Origin of the sequence: Kibdelosporangium philippinense, assembly GCF_021390435.2 — a bacterium.
Classification (GTDB): domain Bacteria; phylum Actinomycetota; class Actinomycetes; order Mycobacteriales; family Pseudonocardiaceae; genus Kibdelosporangium; species Kibdelosporangium philippinense.
Map to the genome: position 1 here is coordinate 1679025 of NZ_JAJVCN010000002.1, position 20915 is coordinate 1699939.

General features: G+C 63.8%; 8 protein-coding genes and 1 pseudogene (1 of these 9 only partly in view). 5 read left to right on the plus strand and 4 right to left on the minus strand.

The window, feature by feature from the left end; genetic code table 11:
• Positions 1-10510: the 3' end of a phospholipase D-like domain-containing protein gene (locus LWC34_RS26610; RefSeq protein WP_233727866.1), read on the plus strand. It extends 52994 nt beyond the left edge of the window; 10510 of the gene's 63504 nt are visible here — the last part of the coding sequence; the start codon falls outside the window, past its left edge; it ends in the stop codon at positions 10508-10510.
• A 184-nt stretch (positions 10511-10694) separates the two neighbouring features.
• Here LWC34_RS26610 and LWC34_RS26615 read toward each other — a convergent pair whose 3' ends face one another.
• Positions 10695-12083, minus strand: coding sequence for an IS1380 family transposase (locus LWC34_RS26615; RefSeq protein ID WP_233726051.1), 1389 nt, complete (start codon positions 12081-12083; stop codon positions 10695-10697).
• Between the two features lie 253 nt (positions 12084-12336).
• Between LWC34_RS26615 and LWC34_RS26620 the strand changes: the two genes are divergently transcribed.
• Positions 12337-13725: an IS1380 family transposase gene (locus LWC34_RS26620; protein ID WP_233724823.1), complete on the plus strand. Its 1389-nt coding sequence runs from the start codon at positions 12337-12339 to the stop codon at positions 13723-13725.
• 788 nt (positions 13726-14513) lie between these two features.
• Positions 14514-15336, plus strand: a pseudogene (locus LWC34_RS26625) (transposase family protein).
• 227 nt (positions 15337-15563) lie between these two features.
• Here LWC34_RS26625 and LWC34_RS26630 read toward each other — a convergent pair.
• Positions 15564-16952 (minus strand): IS1380 family transposase, encoded by a 1389-nt coding sequence (locus LWC34_RS26630; protein ID WP_233723285.1) that lies wholly within the window; start codon positions 16950-16952, stop codon positions 15564-15566.
• A 1237-nt stretch (positions 16953-18189) separates the two neighbouring features.
• On the opposite strand from LWC34_RS26630, the gene LWC34_RS57105 reads away from it, so the two are divergent.
• Positions 18190-18312, plus strand: a complete 123-nt coding sequence (locus LWC34_RS57105) for a hypothetical protein (protein ID WP_284051426.1) — start codon at positions 18190-18192, stop codon at positions 18310-18312.
• Positions 18309-18467 (plus strand): hypothetical protein, encoded by a 159-nt coding sequence (locus tag LWC34_RS26635; RefSeq protein WP_233724675.1) that lies wholly within the window; start codon positions 18309-18311, stop codon positions 18465-18467. The genes LWC34_RS57105 and LWC34_RS26635 overlap by 4 nt, the downstream gene beginning before the upstream one ends.
• Before the next feature lie 149 nt (positions 18468-18616).
• Here the strand turns inward: LWC34_RS26635 and LWC34_RS26640 are convergent, their stop codons facing one another.
• Both LWC34_RS26640 and LWC34_RS26645 read right to left on the minus strand, forming a co-directional pair.
• On the minus strand, positions 18617-19582 hold the full coding sequence (locus LWC34_RS26640; RefSeq protein WP_233728959.1) for a hypothetical protein: 966 nt from the start codon (positions 19580-19582) through the stop codon (positions 18617-18619).
• A gap of 248 nt (positions 19583-19830) precedes the next feature.
• A complete protein-coding gene (locus tag LWC34_RS26645) occupies positions 19831-20907 on the minus strand; it encodes a hypothetical protein (RefSeq protein WP_233728961.1) in 1077 nt (358 codons plus the stop codon).
• Positions 20908-20915 lie beyond the last annotated feature (8 nt).

Here is a 20915-nt window from a genome sequence, read left to right on the forward strand (position 1 = left end):
GGTGACCATCGAAGGTGCCGGCAACCCTCCCCGCATCTTCGGCCGAGGACGTGACCCACGAGAGAAAGGGATGAACAGGGCGCAGGTCGTGAGCCGGCGACTGGCGGATCTCGTCGCGGCTCAGCTGTCCGAGCGCGGGACAACACAGGCCCCGGTGACCTATAACCCGACCTCGCGCGGGGCCGGGTACACCCGGAGTCCGTTCCAGCTGACTGGAGACATCCGGGATCAGCGCAGGCGGGTGGTCGTGTGGATCACCGAAGTACCAGTGGAGACAAGCAGGCAGGCCCAGCCGCGTGCCTGGCACAGCGTTGCCCGGCCGAGCAGAACTCAGCCGGGTCCGTCCACTGTGGTGTCGAGGTGGACGCAGCCGCAACCACAGCCCGTGGCATGGCACGCGAGTCCCGCCAGCACCACCACTGCCAGCACCAGAACGCCCAGTGCTAGCACCGGCACATCCACGCCGTCCGGTTCATCCCAGTTCTCTGGGATCGTGTGGGGGCACCGCAGTGCGCCGACTGACAACGGCGCGTACCTGACGGACGACACCGACGTCTTGTGGCGCCCGATCTTCGGTCCCACCGACGCGCCTGCCGGCAGTTCCTTTGTGTCCGGCAGTGATTCCGCGGTGCACGAACTGCTGGGACAGGCGGACGACCTGGCACCGGTGATCGCCGAATTCGGAGCCCGCTACCAGCAACTGCCCGATACCTTGCGGTTGACGGCTGAGCAGGTCGACGTCGCGTTGGGTGAACTGCGAACCCTGGCTTCCGGTGTGCGGTTGATCAGTCGAGCAGACGAGGCTTTCGAGGCTCAGGGCATGTCGGCGGTGTTGAGCAGCATCGCGAGCCAATTGCCTACCGGCGAAGGGCGGGGAAAGCTGGCCACAGCGGTGTTCGACTTGTTGCTGGCTTCGTCCGTCTTCCCGGCCAACGACAACGCCGCCTGGCTACCTCTACGGATACATACACCTCACCGAGCCGTCCAGACCCTGTTGGTGACCGCGACACGGCTGATCGCCAAGCAGGATCCGTTCAGCGTACGTGTCTGGACCGACACTGGTTACCAGCACGATGTACCTCTTGCTCAGCGATGGACACAGCTCAACCTGATAATGCCCCAATCATCCGACAACCCGGTTGCTGGACCTTCGGGGCAAACAGGACCAGATCGGCGGGGCCGTGCGCGAGCACTGGAGAACCGTGCGGCGGCAATGCCGTACACGGCGCCTCCCGCACACATCCCGGCCGCGCCGAGCTCGTCCTGGCTGTCCAGCGCCTTCGAATGGTCGAGTACGAGAGGCACCGCCGGTGTGCCGGTCTGGGATGTCCTGCTGGCCGATGGAGCGCACGCAGAAGAAGCTGACAGCTTGGCTCAGTTGCGGTCGCACATCATTCAGGCGATGGACGAGCGCGACGCCGTCGGCGACCGGTTGTACACAGCACTGCGGGTACACGCATACGGAGACGAAGGGCGAAGCACAGCGCAAGAGTTCGAAGCGGTGTTGCGCAGGGGCCAGTCGACTTGGCCCGACGGTGTCAGCTTCGCCATCAGCCGCGAACGCAACGTCCAGCACAATGGGCGATGGGCCGTGGTGGGGTCGTCGGCCTGGCGCGCCGCAGAACCCAGGCAGCTCCGAATAGAGGCAGTCCGTCGGGCTGGCCGGCGGCTGGCTCCCGCGCCTGAGGGGTTCGTCCTCCAGCGTGATAACGATGAACAGAATTACCCAGTCTGGGACGGTTTGTTCGAAAGCCCACAGTCAGTTGGTGCTGTCCTTGGTCAGGCGCGTGCTGACTTCCTTGCGGCATTGCCGGACCGTGCTTCCGACGGGACAACGCAGCACTGGGATTTGACGGTCTACGTCGCAGGCAAGAACCGTCGCGCGCGGTCGGACGCTCTCATGGTCGCGCTGTTCGGTGGAAAGAAGGTGCCACAGCACTTGACAGTCGAGTTCAGTCCGTCGGCTCGGCATGTGAAGCGTTGGCTTCCGGATGCGGACAACCCCAGTGCCCTGCGGGAGAGGCAATTCCGGATCAGGGCGCTGCCGCGCGGCAACCAAGCCCACCAGCACGTGCCGTCCACGCGAGCGGTTCAGGAACATCCACAAGCCGCACCAGAGCCCAAGGAAAGTCCAGTCGCGAGTGCCTCGGTCACTGTCCCGGACCGTGCCGGTGAGCCTGACTTCATGGACGAACTCATCCAGTTGTGGGATCACCGTGACGCCGGGTGGTTCGCGATCGAGCCGCCGACATCCGCTGAAGGTGACGTGCTCGTTGGGGTGAGCCAGAACGGGACGCGGAGGTTCACGGCCGCCGACGTCCTCAAGGCGGAGGTTGCCAGGCCGTCCGGTGAGGTCGCCGGTGTGTCGTTCGTGCCGGGAGGTACGACCGCGCTGCGCCGGTTCCTCAGCGCGGGCAGCGATCTGCAGGCCCGTGTCCTTGACGTGCATGGGCACCCACGAGGTGTGGAATTGACCGTCGACGGCGAGCTTGTGCTTGTCAGTGCGGAAACGTTCGCCCAGGTGGTGTTCGACCTGCGGCTCATGTCCAATGACCCGACACTGGTGTTCTCCTGCTACGCGGGTCAGTTGGGCGGGATGGCCGACGTGTTGTCGGCGAAGTTCCCTGGCTCCACGGTGTTGGCGCCGAACGGCTGGCTGGCGTACGCGGTGGTGCGGAACGCGCACACCGGCGAGGTCCGGCGGACGTCAGTGGTACGCGCGGAGGGGCGCAGCGCCTGGGTGAACATCGGTTCCTCCGGCCGCAATACGGCGGATGCGCCAGCGCCGGCCTTGATTGGGCCAGAGTGGACGGTCGTCGCCGATCCGGTGGCCCGGCTTGGTGACGTTGAGGTCGATGGCGATGAGCTCACCAAGATCGGTCGCCTTCGATTGAGTTTCGCGGCGATCCGCGCAGGGCGGATCGCACGGGATTCCGATATGGAAACAAGGATTCGCCTCACCGGCGGCCTTCTCGCCGTGAACACCGCCGCGGAACACCTTGCCACGATCTGGTCCGCGCATCTCATCGATCGCACCGTGACCGATGATTCGCCCCCGGACGTCGTGCAGGTCGAGATCGAGCACCAGCGTGCAGCGGTGGGCGCGAAGGGCAAGGCGCGCGCCCTGCCTGCCGTGGCTGTCCCCGAAGCGGACATGACCGAGGCCGACGACTTCATGGTCCTTTATGGAATCTCCGAATTCGTGACGGGCCTTGAGCTTGCCGATGATGGGCGCACCCGCGTGCTGGACGAGCTGCGTAGCCAGATCCACACCGAGCTGGCCACCAAGGGCACGGACGCCGCCATGGCACTTGCGGCCCAGACGATGCAGGAACTGACCCAGGCCGACGAATCCGGGACGCTGGATGTACTTCTTGACCGGATTCGCTCCGGCCGGACGGTGAACTCGCCGATGATCACGATGGGGCAGGCCGAGAACAGTGGCGAACCCGAAAGCCGGGATGAGCGCTTCTACAACGACTTGATCTCCGCCGTCCGATCGCATCTCGGTGCTGACGCCAAGGACGCGGGCCCGCTGACCCGGGAGACGCTCACCGCGCACATCGAGGCGCTGGCGCGCAAGCAGAGCTACCGGCCGGAGAACATGGACCGGCTTGCCCAGAACATCGCCAGCCACATCGCGTCCAAGGGCGAACAAGACCGGCCGAGGGGAATCGGCGGTGCCGATCGCAGGCCCGTGCCCCGCTCGTATCCTCAGTACACCCAGGCGCAGCGGGCCAGGTCGTCTCGGCCGATGACCGCACTCCAACAGCTGGAGCTGCGGTATTTCCCGGACGATCGGTCACTGGGCACCAGCCATCACCGGGACACCGAGGTGACGCCGCGCATCGACGGCTCCAACCTCTTCGCGTCGATCTCGAACACACTGGACACGCTCGGCCAGCCAGGCGATCGGCTGTACATCACCTCGTTCTCCTTCGAGCTGGAGACCCGGCTCGTTCCGAACGGTCCGACGCTCGGGGAACGGCTGCGCCATCTGGCCAATCAAGGGGTGGACGTGCGCCTCATCGTCGCGGTTCCCCGGCACGCGCTCAATCAGCTCGATGCTCCGCTCCCGGGCCTCAACTCCTGGCGCAAGATCTTCAACGCGAAGATCGGACGGATCGCCCAGGGAAACATGACCGCCGCTCTCGCACTTCGGAACTCGCCGGAATTCGCCGGTGAACCATGGCGCATCCTGATGGACTGGGGCGGCACCAACGACTCCCACCACGAGAAGTCGACGGTCGCCTATCGCGCAGGAACGAAAGAGCTCACGGCCTTCGTCGGCGGTATCGACTACCACGCCGCGCGCCGCGCCGAGCCTGGACACGCGGGCAATCCCGACTCGGACTCGTGGCACGACGTCGCGGTCGAGCTGAGGAGTGGCGCCGCGGCGTCCGTGCTGCGGAACTTCTGGATCCGCTGGGCCAACGCGGGCTCACTGCCGAAGCGCTTGTTCTACACGCCAGACAGGCAGCAGATCCCCTTCAATCCGGATGTCCCTCACCAGGACATGATCATCCCGGCAACGGCACCAGCTCAGGGAAACCCCAGCTCCAGCGTCCGGATCTGGGGAAGTTACGCCACCAACCGGGTCACCCCGCTTGGCGACAATCTCGTGGTCCCCTGGCAAGGGCTGCCGCAGGGCGGAGTGGTCGAGTTCGCCGAAGGTCTCCGGGCAGCGATCGAGGCCGCCCGCACGTACATCTACATCGAGGACCAGACGCTCAACCCGGCCATGCTCGGAGAGATCTATGTCCAGCATCGGTTCCTGTATCCGCTGCTCAGCGCGGCCGCCGAGCGGGGCGTCAAGGTGATACTGCTTACCCAGGGCAGCGCGGGGGCGAACGCGCCGTCGAGTGACGCGACGCCATATATCTCGACCGAGATCCAGAACTCGATCATCGATCCGCTCTCCCGGAGCCAGCGGTCCAATGTCGGGGTGTTCTACCTCCACAACACGAAGGTCCACTCGAAACTCGTCATGATCGACGACGAGTTCGTGTCCATCGGCTCGGCGAACGCGTGGGACCGGTCGATGGAGGGCGACGAGTCGGAGCTGAGCGTCGCGATCCTTGACCCGGGAGGTACCCGGTCGTTGGTGGCCGACCTGCGCGTGAAGCTCTGGCAGGAGCATCACCGCCTGCCCGACAACCAAGTGACCGACACCATCCTGCGGAACCTCCATATAGGACTCGGCCTCTTCGATCAGTCCTGGGGCCAAGCGCAGCCGTCACAGGCCCGGAACACGGCCGTGCGACGCATGCAGCCCGCGTTGCCCCCGATCGTCGACCTGACCCCGCCGGGCTGGGAGAACTGGCGCCGTGGGGACGAGCGGACGATCACCAACAGCATTCAGGCGCGCTCCCAGCAGAACCGTGAGGACCTCACCGACGCCTTTGCCCGCATGGGAATGGACACGCGCCACCCGACTAACAACTTCACTCTCGGCAGGACCGACCGGGCTGACCGGGCCACGTTGGACGAGGGCGAAGCCGGGCAGGGGTACCGCCGGACGCAGGCTAGGCGTGGCACGGGTTTCAGCACCCCCGCGCCGCCAGGAGCGCGTAGCTCATCGGACTTGCCCACGTACGACGCGGTGCCAGACTACGTGGAGCGCGCGCAGGTCGAACCGGGAAGTTACGGTGCTGCTGAACCGCTGTACTGGCCGCTGTACGACACTGAAGGTGCCATCGTCGGCATGACCTTCATGCAGGGGCAGGAACGTGAGCGTGTGCAGCAATGGGCTGCGTCGTCCACACTCGAACGAGATCGTTCGGTCGAGGTGGACACTGACTACGAGACAGTCGCCCGGATGCAGCCGACGGAGCGCAGTCAGCACATGCGGACCGTGCTTACTCCGTTCAACAACAGGAAAACGTTTGTCGTTGACGGCCATCAGGACGGTGACACGCTCACCGTCAGTTACTCGGATGGCCATGTCGAACAATGGCACGGTGATCGAGCCGCCAAGTTCATCATGGAGACGGAGGTGTTCAGGCGCGCGACCAGAGCCACGACGGTCGCCGATGTGCTGCGGGGGCGCAACAAGATCGATCTGGCGTTCATCGGGTGCCCTGCGGCCCCGGGGGCCCAAGCTGGCAGGTTCCCGGTCGAGGTCTACGAAACCGCGCAACGCGAGCGGCCGGGCGTGGTGCAGCTCGTGCATTTCGTCACCGGCAGGGTTGTGCCCATCGGCCATGACTACCCGATTGACGAGTTGCGGTACACCACGGCGATCTTCGACGGCGGGAACTGGCAGACCGTCGGCGAGGAGCAGATGGCAGTCCGGTGGGTCATGGACCACATGTCCGGAAACCCCGTCCAGGACGCTGATGACGAGCAGTGGCTGTCCGACGCGGCCGGACTGGCCAACCGGATCGTCGACCGGCTCAGCGAGTCGATCGGGAACCGCCAGACCCTCGACCTGTGGCTGGTCCGCGAGTCGCTCAATATCCGTTCGGCCACGCCCACCGAGCAGTACGCGTGGACAGCGGCCCTCGCTACGATCGCGGAAAGTCCACTTGCGACAAACGTACGCCACGTCACGGACATAGGCATGGACCAGTCAGGAAACTGGCACGGAGTCGAGTTGCCCAAGCTGGCCAGGCAGCGATACGTCGTGCTAGGCGACGCGAACTGGTACAACACGAGCGGTACGGTCATCCGGCGCGCCAGAATGGTGCCATTGGCCGAGTCACAACCAAGCCGGGTCAGCCGGGCGAACCAGCCAGTGACGATGAGGGTCGAGTTCGCCTCGCGTCACAAGACAATCGAGCAGCCACGCCCCAACCCCCGTGGCAATGCAGAGTGGCGGTATCTCGAGCCGGTATTCGAGCTCGCCAAGTGGTTGGCACCCCGCATGGTCGAAGACGCCCAAGATAGCGAATGGGCGCATTCCATCACCATTCTCGGTCACGGCCGCAATCGCGACCACGGGGCTGAGACCGGCCGTCAGCGCGGTGTGTTTGTCGCGCAACAACTTCGTCAGGCTGTGCTGGCCGAGTTGGAAAGGCTGACCGGCAGTGACTGGAGCGAGTACGTAGCGAGGCTGATCAAGGATCCCGAGAACGGCGCGTATCTTCAGGGCGACCGGACTCCGTACGCGGAAATCACCGTGCGGCGCCCGGAAAGGCCACTGAATCCGGCCGTGAACGCATGGCCGTCGCAACCCCCACCCGGCGCCCGGGCGCCGGTCGATCGGGGCGAACAAAGTGGGGGATCGTCGGCAGGACCGTCCCGGCGTGGACAGTCGAGGGCTCAGCGACTGTTGAGCGCGTCAGAACCAGCTGACCGGCCTCAGATCATCAGCCTTGTCCAGGAGATTCGCGCATCGTCCGTCTCGCTTAAAGCGCGAGAGCCGAGTATGCGAGAAGTGATCGATATTCTCCGTGAAAAATTCAAGGTATCCGGTGTATCCGTTGCCATGCACGAAGTCGTCAGGGCAGGTTTTGGGCGCGAGAAGAAGAAGAGCGAGGTCTTCAAGGCTGGCGACCTAGACGCCGCACGTCCGGAAGATCGGGAAGAAATCGGCAATCTGGCCGAGAAAATCTCGAAAGATCACTATAGGTTGCATCAAAAGTATCCTACGAGGGATGCTGTTTTGAAGCAGCTTCGCAAGGAAGGAGTCAGCGGAGATCGCGCGAATATTCGGGCAATCATGAACGAGGCGCTTGGGTTTGATGGGAGAAGCGCTCACAGGGCCGCGAGGGGGGTGGAGACGGCGTTGCGAGAGGCCGAGCGGGCCCGGTTGGGTGAAATCGCCGCAGGGGTTGAGCGGCTGCATGTCGCGGCACACGGTAAGAAGCCGATGCTCAAAGAGGTTTACGCTGAACTGGTTACCCAGCATGGCGCGAAGGAAAGCTTGCACACCCTGCGGCCGATTGTCCGAGACGCACTTGGGCGCGAGCCGAGGAGGGCGGGTGGGCTGAGCGCCGAACAGCAGGCGAACTGGCCAACGATAGGCGAACTGGTCCGGCAGGTCGACGGCCGCTTCTTTGATGACAATGGGGAACTGCCGACCCTGAAGTACATCGTAAAGAAGCTTCGGGACGAACATGGCATAACGGGCCAGACCACGCTCCTGCGTCGGGTGGTGCGAAACGCGCTCGGGCGTGAAACACTGGGTCGTTGCACGCCTGGTGTTCTGAGCGGAACGCGAGAGGACGACTGGGATGAGATCCGTAGTCTGGCGGAGGAAATTCGCGACGAGTACTACGAAGCGACGGAAGTTTATCCGAGCATAAACTATGTTCTCGGCACCATGCGTGATGAGTATGACGTGACGGGCTCCTATGAGTCGCTCGGCGATATCGTCCGAGATGTACTCGGCCTCGAAAGGCGTGAAAGGGCGTCAGGCGCGCTCACTGCGACACGTGAGGACCATCTCGATCAAATACGTCAAGCGGCTGAGGACGTTCGAAATCGGTATCACAAGAGACACGGATATCATCCCAAGATAAAATACGTTATCCGCAAACTCCGCTCTGATCATGGGGTGCGAGGTGACTATGATCGACTTGGCGGTATTGTGCGCGATGTGCTGGGGCTCGACCGGTGGGAGCCTGGTGCCTTGCGGATGTTTCGTCACGAAGACCGGATCGAGATACGCAGGGCTGTCGCGGAAATTCGACACCAATTCTATGCGCAATTCGGCTATTACCCGAGTCTGTATTACACCGTCAACAGGCTGCGTGAGGAGTATCGCGTAACAGGCTCCTCGAATTTGCTCGACCCTCTTGTCAACGAGGTGCTCGGCATTAGGGAACGGACTGGACCGCCACTGCTGCCGCATGAGCGGAAAGCCGCCCGAAAGTCTGTGCGGCAGCAGGTGGAGCCAGCGTCACGTGGGTGGGAAGATGCGCCTGACTGGCGACCGACCGAGCCGCAGCAAAATACACTGGCTCAGTGGGGAATGGCGCCTGCGTCGACCAGGGCTAACGGCGATTGCCTTTTCGAGGCCACGCTCATCGCGGTGAATGGTGTTACGCCGTCCAGGGCAGACGTACTCCAGCTGCGGCGACAGACCGCAGACTACCTGGAGGGTAACGTGGAGCGGTTCATCGGTTTTCATGGGAACGATCGTGATGCTTATTTCCGGGCGGTCGAGCAGCTCAGGATGCCTGGTATGTACACCATCGACATAGGCGATCTGGCGCCGGTCGCGCTGGCTGAAGCACACGGGCTGCGGATCGTCGTGGTGGACGAACACGGAAATCGTATGGGCGGGACTGACCAGCAGGGAGAGTACGGGTACGGGCCATCGACCGGCCGGCCGGTCATGCTGCTGCGGTTGCCCGGTGGTGGCGGCCACTATCTGGGTACTCGTCAAGATTCAGAGCCGGGCGACACCCGTGGCAGTGACGCGACTAGTGCCGACATGCCTCTCGACGTCCCACAAGCCGGTCACTCCCGCGGCGGACCATCGCGGTCTGGTCCTTCGCGGCCACGTCAGATCGTTGAAGTCGTCGTGCCTACGATCGACAGTCTCTATCCATCGCGGCAAAAGATCTCTCACGTGCCGGATCGGGATGACCCGGACGATCCGGCCATCGAGGTGACCAGAGTCGTGCGGGAGCGGCCTGAACCGAACGAATATTTTAACAACGTAATCCCTTGGCGTGCGGTGAATCCGTTCAATGTGTACGACCCATATGCAACGGCGGACGGTCGAGGCGTCCACCGCGACGTCCTTGATCGTGTTGACGAGGTCACGGCGCAGATGTTTGGGTCCAAGAACTATCTCAAGTACATTGCGCACAATGAAGAGGACGATCGTCTGCCTGATACCCCCAATTCATATTTGGAGGCACTGTGGCCAACATTGGAAGCTAATGTCGGTCACGAGATCAGGCGATTGATCAGAGGTGAAGCGCTGCAACGACCTCTTGTGCGGGTCGACCGCGTGCCAAGGGAGCACCTCCAGCCAGGCGAGGGCGCGCTATTAAATCAATGGGGCTTGTACTTCGCGGAGTGGCCGCCTAGTCCGGATATGCGCAGCAGGCCTTCGTTGCTCAATGGCCGGATTCTGGGTGTTTACCTGGGTGCGGTGCTCGACGACCCGAACGATCTCAAGGTCTGGGAGGAGACGTACGTCCACTTTCCTCACTACGCCGTTGAAATGGGCACCAATTCCAGTCTACGTAAGGCGAAGAACAGAGACAAATTCAAGAGCACGATGAGCGCTGAAGGCGCCGCCAATTTTGCCGCATTTGCGAACACGGCCCTCAAGCTGGTTCCCAAGGAGGATGGTGGGCAAAAACTTGCTATCGATCTTGGTCGGGTCAACGCTCAGTTCCTTGATTTCCGGATTCGGATGCCAGATCGATTTGGTCGAACGCGATGGCAGATGATTTCCGTCCTCGTCGCGTTCGAGAACGCATTCGATATCGAGGTCAACCCGTACGGGATGATCATAATCGACTACACCGACACTTATCTGCCGTTGTTCAATGAAGAAAGTCAACCTGATGCGGGTGGTTCGTCTGAAGAGCGAAGGGGAAAGTAGGCAACAGGTCGTGCCGAAACGGGCAGGCCTAGCCTCGGTCTTTCGCGCGATATCCTGTTGATCTTGCCGGTGGTTTTGTTGATCTTGTGTTGGGCGGTTCGACAAACGGGCGTGGTTGGCTCGCCGACCTGCTCATGTCGGCTGCTCCGGGGTCTTTCGGGTGGTAGGGACAGAAGGCTTGGGGTCAGGTGAACGCGGCGCGGATCGTCAACCAGCCCGTGGCGACAGCCTTGGCGTACTTACAGGTTTCGTCGATGCGGACACGGACTTGCCGTGCACCGCGTGTCATGCGGGCGCCTACGTGTAGCACCAGATTTCGGAACGTGGCGATTTCGGCGTGAGCCAGCGTGGGCGTGCTGGTGAAACCCAGTACTTTCGCCCAGCACACCAGATCGGTAGCCGATAGCAGTGTGTGCAGCCAGGCGGTGTTCTCCGCGAACCCGCGACAGGGCAGATTCCGCAGGCCGCTGGCCTTGGCTTCCCGGATCCGGTCTTCGACCCGGGCGTGCTGGCGGTGGTGCAGTTCCAGCCCTGCGGTCTGGCCGGGAATCATTCGGTCGGGGATGTCGGTGATCAACGCGGTGATCCGATGCCCATCCACATCGGTGAATCGCAACTGGGCACCAGGATGAGGGCGTTCAGCACGCACGATGACCGTCGCACCCTCCGGCCAGGCCGACAGATCCAGCATCCCGGTGACATCCGCGACCCAGGCACCGTCACGGATCCCGCCATCGCGCTGGATGGCCGCTTCCCAAGCCCGGTCGGGAATCTGATCAACCACGGCCTGGATGCGGGCATCCACCGGGAACCCGAAGGAAAACCACACTCCCTTCGTCCGACACGCCTTCGCGAACGCATGCGTTGCACCGGCGGAGTCCGAGCGGGCCACCACCCGCACCGAGTCCGGATCACCTGCACGCGGCCGAGCACGGGCAGGTAACGCGGCCAACGCCTGCTCCAGCACCGCAACGTGATCCGCGGCCGTGTTGGAGCCCGCGTTCCCCGGACGCAGCAGACCGGCCAGCGCTTCGCCACCCGAGACCTCCGGGCGGTCCAGAAACGCCAGCAACGGATGAAAACCAAACGTCCGTTTCCACGTCTTCGCCGCGTTCTCCTTGTCCTCCGAATGGGAAATCGTGACCGTGGCATCGAAATCGATGTCCAACAGATCGCTCAAGTCCGGGCCGGCACCCGCGGCCCACGCCCGCTCTCGCGCCGCCGCCCGCGCCGCGAGCACCCCTGGCAGATGTTCAGCGTCGACCCGGTCGAGCATCCGCCAGGTCGTCGGCATGCTGGCCACCGGCCCGCACACCTGGTGCTGGTCACCGAAGACCTCGATATGCGAGACACAGTCGGCGCCATCAGCGATGGCCACCGCCATATCGGCGAACACCTGGCCCGGTGCGTGCTGCCACGGACCGGCATAAGTATCGGCCAAGGCGGCGGTCACACCCTCGACCAAGCCGCTGTCCTGAGCCAACTCCCGTAACATTCCCACCCCGGCATGCGACACGACCCCAACACCGTCCGCGCTGACCTTGACCCGCTTCGACCACTTGCTACGCTTCACCCGCAAAGTGCCTTCCCGTGAGGACCACTACAGACCTAGACAATCCGTAGTTTCCCTTACAGGACAGGCACTTTCGCGCATTCAAGGACACGATCTGCGTCACACCACATGAAAGACCTGGGCTAGTTGATCTAGCCTGCGTCTTTCGCGCGAAATAGTGCGACACGGGCTATAGATGCACGGAAGTGCCGTCCTGCAAGGGAAACTGTTGTTTGCGATGACAGCAGATCCCAAGCAGAAGGGCACTCCGTAGGTGAAGCGTAGCAAGCGGTCGAGGCGGGTCAAGGTCAGTGCTGATGGGCGTGGTGTGGTGTCGCATGCCGGGGTGGGGATGTTGCGGGAGTTGGCCCAGGACACCGGCCTGGTCGCGGGGGTGAACGAGGCGTTGGTCGACACGTATGCCGGTCCGTGGATGCATGCACCAGGACAGGTGTTCGCCGACATGGCCGTGGCCATCGCCGATGGCGGCGACTGTGTCTCGCACATCGAGGTCTTCGGTGACCAGCATGCGGTGTGCGGGCCGGTGGCCAGCATGCCGACCGCCTGGCGGATGCTGGACCGGATCGACGAAGCGCATCTGCCGGGGATACTCGCCGCGCGGGCGGCGGCCCGAGAACGGGCGTGGGCCGCGGGTGCCGGCCCGGACCTGACCGGGCTGCTGCGGATCGATTTCGACGCCACGGTCACGATTTCCCATGCTGAGGACAAGGAGAACGCGGCCAAAACCTGGAAACGGACGTTTGGTTTTCACCCGTTGTTGGCGTTTCTGGACCGCCCAGAGGTCTCGGGAGGCGAAGCACTGGCGGGCCTGCTGCGGGCGGGTAACGCCGGGTCGAACACGGCAGCAGACCACATCGCGGTGCTGGAGCGGGCGTTGGCGTCGTTACCCGCCCATGCCCGGCCACGTCCGGGTGATCCGGACTCGGTGCGGGTGGTAGCCCGCTCGGACTCCGCCGGTGCCACCCTCGCGTTCGCGCAGGCGTGCCGGGAGCGGGGAGTGTGGTTCTCCTTCGGGTTCCCGGTGGATGCCCGCATCCAGGTCGTGGTCGATCAGATTCCCGACCAGGCATGGGAATCGGCCATCGACCGTGCGGGCGGGATCCGGGATGGTGCCTGGGTCGCCGACATCACCGGAATGCTCGACCTGTCGAGTTGGCCTGCCGGATCGAAGGTCATCGTGCGTGCTGAACGTCCCCATCCCGGCGCCCAGTTGAGGTTCACCGATGTGGACGGGCATCGGATCACCGCGTTCATCACCGACATCCCCGACCGGGTCATCCCCGGTCAGACCGCCGGTCTGGAACTGCACCACCGCCAGCACGCCCGGGTGGAAGACCGCATCCGCCAAGCCAAGGCCACCGGCCTGCGCAACCTGCCCTGTCGTGGGTTCGCGGAGAACACCGCCTGGCTGGAGACGTTACTGGCGGCCACTGATCTGGTGTGTTGGGCGAAAATCCTGGGTTTCACCGGCACACCCGTGCTGGCGCGCGCCGAGATCGCTACGTTCCGGAACTTGGTGCTGCACGTGGGCGCCCGAATCACTCGTGGTGCCCGGCAAGTCCGGATCCGCATCGATGAAACCTGTGCCTATGCCCACGCGATCGCCCAGGGCTGGTTGAAGATCCGCGCCGCCTTCACCTGATCCGCACCCCTGTCCCTACGATCGGCAAGAACCGGAGCGGCCGACACAAGCAGGTCGGCGGGCTAGCCACGCTCACAGTCGGAAACACTCACGGCAAGATCGACAAAACCACAAGCAAGATCAACTAAATACTGCGCGAAAGGCCGAGGTTAGAATTGGTTGCGCACCGTGGCTTCTGATACTTCGGTATGACCATACTCAGTTTCGGTGGAGCATGGTCGGAAAACACTCTTCCGCATTACAGTCCTAGACCGTGCTCGCGCTATGAACTGGGTGATGGACTTTGCCTCCCCCCTGCCCGACCTCGTGGAACGTACTTATTTTGGGTTGTTGGTTTGCGTGGCGAGCTCCAGGTGTGGTCAAAAGTATTTTCGGGCAGTTGGGCGCATACAAAAGGGCATGTTTGGTTCGGAAATCGCATGTCTTCGGGAATGTTGGATAGAGTATAATTGTTGGTTGATGGCGTGTCAGGACGGCTTGTCTAGGATTGTCCGGATAGCGAGTTGGAGAGTTGGAGTTGGCTGTAACGTCTGGACAGCTGGCCTACGGGCCCAGTTCCTGCGGTGGTGAATGTGGCCATGACGGCCCGACTTTCTGAACGTCGAGTCGTGTCTTTCCCTCTGAGCTGAATGAGCTTTTCCGCGTAACCGTTGGTGACTGTGGGTAGCGATGGTTCGTGCGGTGGTTCGGTGACACGCTGGATCCATTGCTATACAACAGAAGAGCGCAGAACCCCGGTATGAAGGTGGTCCTACCACAGATCAACTTCATAGAGGGTTCTGCGCTGGATGAGTGTCGCATACACCGCTGTCCTGGAGGTGTCCGAGGACAGTGTCTTGTTCCTGTCGGTCTGCTGCACGCCGAGCGGCTGCGGCGTGGTACCCGCAAGGGAACCCGCGTGCTGGGCACCTACAAGCAGGCCGTGTTGGTGCTGCGCTGGTTCCTGGACGATGCCCGGATGTCGGCGCTGGCCCGGGACAACGGCATTGCGGTGTCGACCGCGTACGAGTATCGGGACGAGGGCATCGCGGTACTCGCCGCGCGCCGGCCGTCGTTGCACGGTGCGCTGCTGGCGGCGAAAGCCGCTGGCCACTCGCATGTGATCGTGGACGGCACGCTGATCTACACCGACCGGATCTCCACACCGGGCCCCACGCCGGGGTGGACCTGTGGTGGAGCGGCAAACACCACCATCACGGCGGGAACATCCAGGTCGTCTCCGCCCCGGACGGGTGGCCACTGTGGACCTCCGGCGTGCGGCCCGGCCGCGAACACGACACCAGCGTCGCCCGCGCCGACCCCGACCTACTGGCCCGGATCACCGACTGGATCAGCCACGGTGCCCTCGCGCTGGCCGATCTGGGCTACGAAGGCGAACCCGAGACCTTCACCATCCCGTTCAAGAAGCCGAAAGACGGACAACTCACCATCGACCAGCAGGCCTACAACGCCATCCATGGCGGGCCTACGCTGCCTGGCGAACGCGCCAACTCGCTGCTCAAGACCACCTACAAAGCCCTCCGCCGCTACCGCGGCTGCCCCTGGCGACTTGGCGACATCGTCGCCGCCGCTCTGGTCCTGCTTTACCACGAGCACCGCCGAACCACATGACCAGCCAGAAGTTGATCACACAAAGCAACCAAAGGTTACGCGGAAAGGCTCACTACCTGATACAGGCAGGTTAGCCCAGGTGTTTCATGTGATCCCGGGATGATCTTGTGTTGAGTCTGGTTGATCTCGCGGCGAGCGATTCGAGAGATAGGCGCGAGCATGCCGCCGACCTGCTGTCGTGTCGGCCGCTCCGGGGTCTTTCGGGTCGTCGGGACAGGGTGGACGGGTCAGGTGAACGCGGCACGGATCCTCAACCACGCCTCGGCGATGGCATCGGCGTATTTCCAGGTCCGGTCGATACGGAGGCGGACCTGCCGGGCGCTGCGGGTGATGCGGGCGGCCACGTGCAACACCAGATTGCGGAAGGTGGCGATCTCGGCATGCGCCAACTCCGGTGTGCCGGTGAACCCGAGCAGTTTGGCCCAGCACACCAGATCCGTGGCTGCCAGCAGGGTTTCCAGCCAGGCGACGTTCTCATCCCACCCCCGGCAGGGAAGGTTACGCAGCCCGGCGGCTTTGCCTTCCCGGATGCGGTCTTCGACCCGGGCGTGCTGGCGGTGGTCAAGCTCCAGCCCGGCGTTCTGACCGGGGATCACCCGCTCGGGAATGTCGGTGATGAACGCGGTGATCCGGTGCCCGTCGACGTCGGTGAACCGCAACTGCGCACCGGGATGGGGACGTTCGGCGCGCAGCAGCACCCGGGAGCCTTCCGGCCAGGCTGTCAGGTCCAGCAGGCCGGTGACCTCGGCGACCCAGGCGCCGTCCCGGATCCCGCCATCCGACTCGATCGCGGATTGCCAGCACTGGTCGGGCACCTCATCCACGATGGCCTGGATGCGGGCGTCCACGGGGAACCCGAAGGAGAACCACACCCCACGATCCCGGCACGCCGTCGCGAAGGCGTGGGTGGCGCCGGCGGAGTCCGAGCGGGCCACCACCCGCACCGTGTCCGGGTCACCCGGCCGAGGCCGGGCGTGCTCGGGCAGGGCGGCCAACGCCTGCTCCAGCACGGTGACATGATCGGCGGCGGTGTTGCTGCCCGCGTTGCCCGGACGCAGCAACCCGGCCAGGGCCTCGCCGCCGGAGACCTCCGGGCGGTCCAGAAACGCCAGCAACGGGTGAAACCCGAACGTGCGTTTCCAGGTTTTCGCCGCGTTTTGCTTGGTCTCCGCGTGCGAGATCGTGACTGTGGCGTCGAAATCGATCCGCAGCAGCTGTGTCAGGTCCGGGGTGGCGCCGGCGGCCCAGGCCCGTTCCCGTGCCGCTGCCCGCGCGGCACGCACCCTGGACAGATGGGCCGGGTCAACGCGGTCCAGCATCCGCCAGGTGGTCGGCATCGACGCGACCGGCCCGCATACCTCGTGCCGGTCGCCGAACACCTCGATGTGGGAGACACAGTCGCCGCCATCTGCGATCGCGACCGCCAGGTCGGTGAACACCCGGCCTGGCGCGTGCTGCCACCGTCCGGCATAGGTGTCGGCCAGCGCAGTGCTGATCCCGCTCACCAGCCCGGTATCCCAGGCCAGTTCCCGCAGCATTCCGACCCCGGCATGCGACACGACACCCGTACCGTCCGCGCTGACCTTGACCCGGCGGGACCGTTCGATACGCTTCATCCGCGAAGTGCCTTCCCGTTCGAGAACCTGGACCCTAGACAAGTCCCAGTTTCCCTTACAGGGCAGGCACTTCGTTCTATCTACGGCTCGTGTCGCGGCTATCCGCGTGAAACACCTGGGTTAGCTGTCAGGCTTGCCTGGTTGATGATCAATCGACCAAAGAACACAACGCCGACCCGTGAGCACAAATCTGGTTGCTCAAAAAGGGCCTTGCTCTTTGAGGAAATTGCACGAATAGATCCAGGTCGGCGGGAACAGGCGAGTTCAGAGGCGTAACATGCCCGTCGCGACGTCTGGCCAGCGCCTTGTCGTGGCAGAGTTGGTTGTCCGACATTAGCGGCAACTCGGTGCTCGTGGGAGTGGTCTCTCGCATCTTTTCGGCGATCGTTCGGAACTGTGACATACGTCTCGCCGTCTATATGGGCAGTTCGAGATGTATTTATGGGCACTGTTGCGGCCGATGCATTGCGTGGCGACTTCACTTGCCGCGATTCTGTGATCGCAATATTTGCCGGATCGCTTCACTTCTACTGAAGAGGAAATCTCAAATTATGTCTTCAGTAACTAAAAGAGTTGCACAGGCGCCGCCGCGGTCGTGTTTAGTGCCCTCGCCCTCGGGGCTTACGGGAACCGCGCAGGCCGCGACGACCAATACGACGTCGTTCAAGCTGTGCAACAATGGCTCTGACTACACCGTTTCGGCCTAGTTTCTTCGACCGTCGCAGATTTACGTCCTACGTACCCTCGCCTGGCCACTGCTGGACGAACGATGCCAACCGCGCTGAGAAGTTCTTGCGGTGATCTGAGTGGCGTCTAACTCGTACAACATAAGCATCCGCTGTAGACACTGCGAGCCGTGGCGTGGATCGTGGTGCGAACTGGAGACTAACGACGACGCTGGCGGCCGTGGTGCGAGTTGGCCAAAAACAAATGATCAGGTGGATGCGAGCGAAACGGCGGAGAAGAATTCATTCCTTAAACCGTGTTGCAGATTCGATTTCTGTCGGGGGCACGTGCAGCATCCACGCAAGCGCTGGTCACCTCTTATACCCATTGGCCCGTTCTGGTTGTTTACTGGTGCGTGTAGTCGATTGAGGTGGTTTTATGTCGTCTTCCCTTGAACAGTAGCTTCAGCAGGCCTTGGACGAATTTCGGCGGAGTCGTCGAGAAGCGATCGATGTGCACGCGGGATGGCCGAGATCGAGGTGACCGTCACTGCGCCGCGCAGGGGGTGTCGGTGACTGCTGGTCAACATGGTCTGGTGTGGGATGGGCAGTGCCCGTTGACGGCGTATCGCCGGTTGACGCCGTCGGAACTCGCGGCTGTCGTGCTGGACACGATGACCAAGGAGTTCGTATGAGCCGATTCCGGTCGAGCCTGCGACACACCCGCGTGCTGTTGTCGGATGCGGGCGCCGAGGCGGTTCCGGTGACAAAAGCCTCGGCTATGGAGCCGTTCTTGAGCAATACGGAACTGAAGCGAGCGAGTGCGCAGGTAGAGCCGCTCGACAAGTGATCCCTTGAGCATGACGTGAAGGTGGTGTGCCGTGCGGGTTTCCTGCGTTCCGGCGGCTGGAGGCGCCACCTGCGCGGTGAGTGGGATCAGTTGTTATGTCTGAACCGTCAGGTGACCAGAGCCATTTCGTTCCGGATGGGTGGCAGGGCCTACCGATCCTGATCGCGGGTGGGCCGTTGCCGCCTGGGCAGATCGAGCTGATGCGTGAGCAGGCTGTGGCGTATCGGGCTTACGCGCAGCGGGTTCTGAGCGCGGGCGAGGGTCTGCAGCGTCTGGTGGACGGGGTCGGGGACAGTGTCAGTCCCGAGGTGGCGGAGAAGTTCCGTGTGCATATGGCGGAGCTCAGTGATGGCCGGGGGCAGGCGCTCGCGGAGATCGCGAATTTGCAGGCGTGGAAGCTCGACGAGCAGGCCACCAATATCGACTCTGGCCGGTACGGGATTTATGTCCAGGTGGTCTGGACGGTGTCGGAGCTGGCGTATATCGCGGCGTCCATCTTTCTGTGGGCGACGTGGCCGTTTGTGTTCGCGCTCGGGCAGTTGATGGTGCGGCTGGTGCGGATGGGCATCAGCTACAAGACGGCGGCGATTATTGCGGCGAGGATCGCGTGGGAGGGCGTTAAGAGGGGCGCTGACAACGTCGCGGTTACCGCGATGACTCAGGGTTTCGATGACTTTGTGAAGGTGGCGTCCAAGGGGCTGGGTGATATTCCGACGTCTGGGTTCGCCGTGCCGAAACTGATCAAGCAGATTCCGCCGGACAATTGGTGGTATACCGGTCGCCGGTTCGTCGATGAGGCGGCGGAGGAAGCGGGCGAGGAGTTCGCGCAGGGTGGTATTGCCGACAACTTGGCCGATCCGGGCCGGGTGGATCTCAAGAACTGGGGGACCGGGGCGGGTATCGGCGCTGTCGGTGGTGGGGCTGGTTCTGCGGCGGGTAGTGCTGGCCGTAAAGCGGGTCTGAAAGGGAGTCACAACAAGAACCGGGTCAACGGGATGCAGTCCGGGTGGGCGGGCGAGATCGCGGCCGGTGGTGCGGGGATGGCTGTTGGGGGTTCGCCGTTGGATATTGGTTTTGGTGTTGTGAACAGTACGTTCACTGACCCGGTGATGCATGAGGTGGAGACGAAGGCCCGCGAGGCCATCCACGAGCGGCAGAAGCAGGCGGGGTTGCACGGCGGGGAGGTGGTGCCGCCGCCCACATTGGCCAATCCGGACAGTCTGGTTGGCATGGGCGGCTCGGGCCCTGCGGGGCTGGTGGGTCCGGCTGGTGGTCCGTCGAATACGAGTGGTGGCGGCAACAATCAGCCGCTGGGCGGTGGTGCGTCTGGTGGTGGTGGCGACGGTCCGGTGGGGCCGGATGGTCAGCCGGTCACACCGCCGCCGGCTTCGCCAGGTTCAGGTCCGCTGGCGCCGCCCGCTCCCGGTGGCGGTCCGGTCGCGCCATCGGTCGGGCCGTCAGGAGGCACGAACGGATCGTCCGGGCCGAGTGCGCCGTCGGGTGGTCCCAGTGGTGTGGTCGGTGGGCCGGTCAGCGGGCCGGCCACCCTGTCGAGTGGTGGACCCGGCGGCCCTGGTGGATCTAGTGGTGGCTCGGGTCCGGTTGGTCCTGCGGTGTCATCGGGTGGCCTGGGTGGGACGGTTGGCGCCGGTGAGCTGAGTGGTTCGTCGAGTGATCCCGGTGGGTCGCTGGGTGGGCCGAGCGCGGTCAACGGCGGGCCTGGTGTGTCGGGCGATGGTCCGGCGGTGAACGCGGGATCCAGTGCCGTGACGGGTGCGTCGGGCAGTGGACCAGCTGGTGTGCAGTCCCCGGCCACGGCTGAACAAACCGGCCCCGTGGCGCGGGGGCCGGTGCCGACCGTGTCACACGGTTCGTCGGTACACAGTCCGGTGAGCCTGGGCACCACCGGGTCCGGGCCGGAAGGCCTGCCGGGGCTGGAAGGCCTGTCCGGGCAGGACGTTGTGCGGGTTCCGGCGGCCACGGACCACCTTGTGTCCGATGTGGACGATGGTGATGCCAGGACGCTCGTCGGCGACGTGGACGACGGCATCGCGACCCGGGTGGTCGGTGATAACGACACCGCCACACTGGTCGACGTCGACACGTCCGGCGACAAGGACCAGCTGTCGGTCGAGGACAAGCAGGACGGCCAGTCCGATGTGACAGCCCAGCAGCTGCAGTCCAGTGCGTCCGCCACCCCACAGGCCGCGACAGCGACAGCGGAATCAGCCTCGACGCCGAAGCCGGAGACCACCACCGGCCCACGGCCGGCGACGGCCCCGGAAACCAGCACGGTGACGACCGCCGCGACCCAGAACCCTGGTGCGCAACTGGAAAGCGGCATCGCGCCGAAGACGGAGACGCCCGGCATGGTCGACGCCAGGCCGACATCCGACGGCACACCCCACCCGCAGACCACGGCACCGAACATCGAGAACACGCCGAAGA

Excerpts from the sequence above, each read along its gene's own strand:
- LWC34_RS26630 (WP_233723285.1), bottom strand. The coding sequence starts at position 16,952 with ATGAAGCGTATCGAACGGTCCCGCCGGGTCAAGGTCAGCGCGGACGGT.
- LWC34_RS26635 (WP_233724675.1), top strand. The coding sequence starts at position 18,309 with ATGAGCCGATTCCGGTCGAGCCTGCGACACACCCGCGTGCTGTTGTCG.
- LWC34_RS26640 (WP_233728959.1), bottom strand. The coding sequence starts at position 19,582 with ATGCATCACCGGGTCAGTGAACGTACTGTTCACAACACCAAAACCAAT.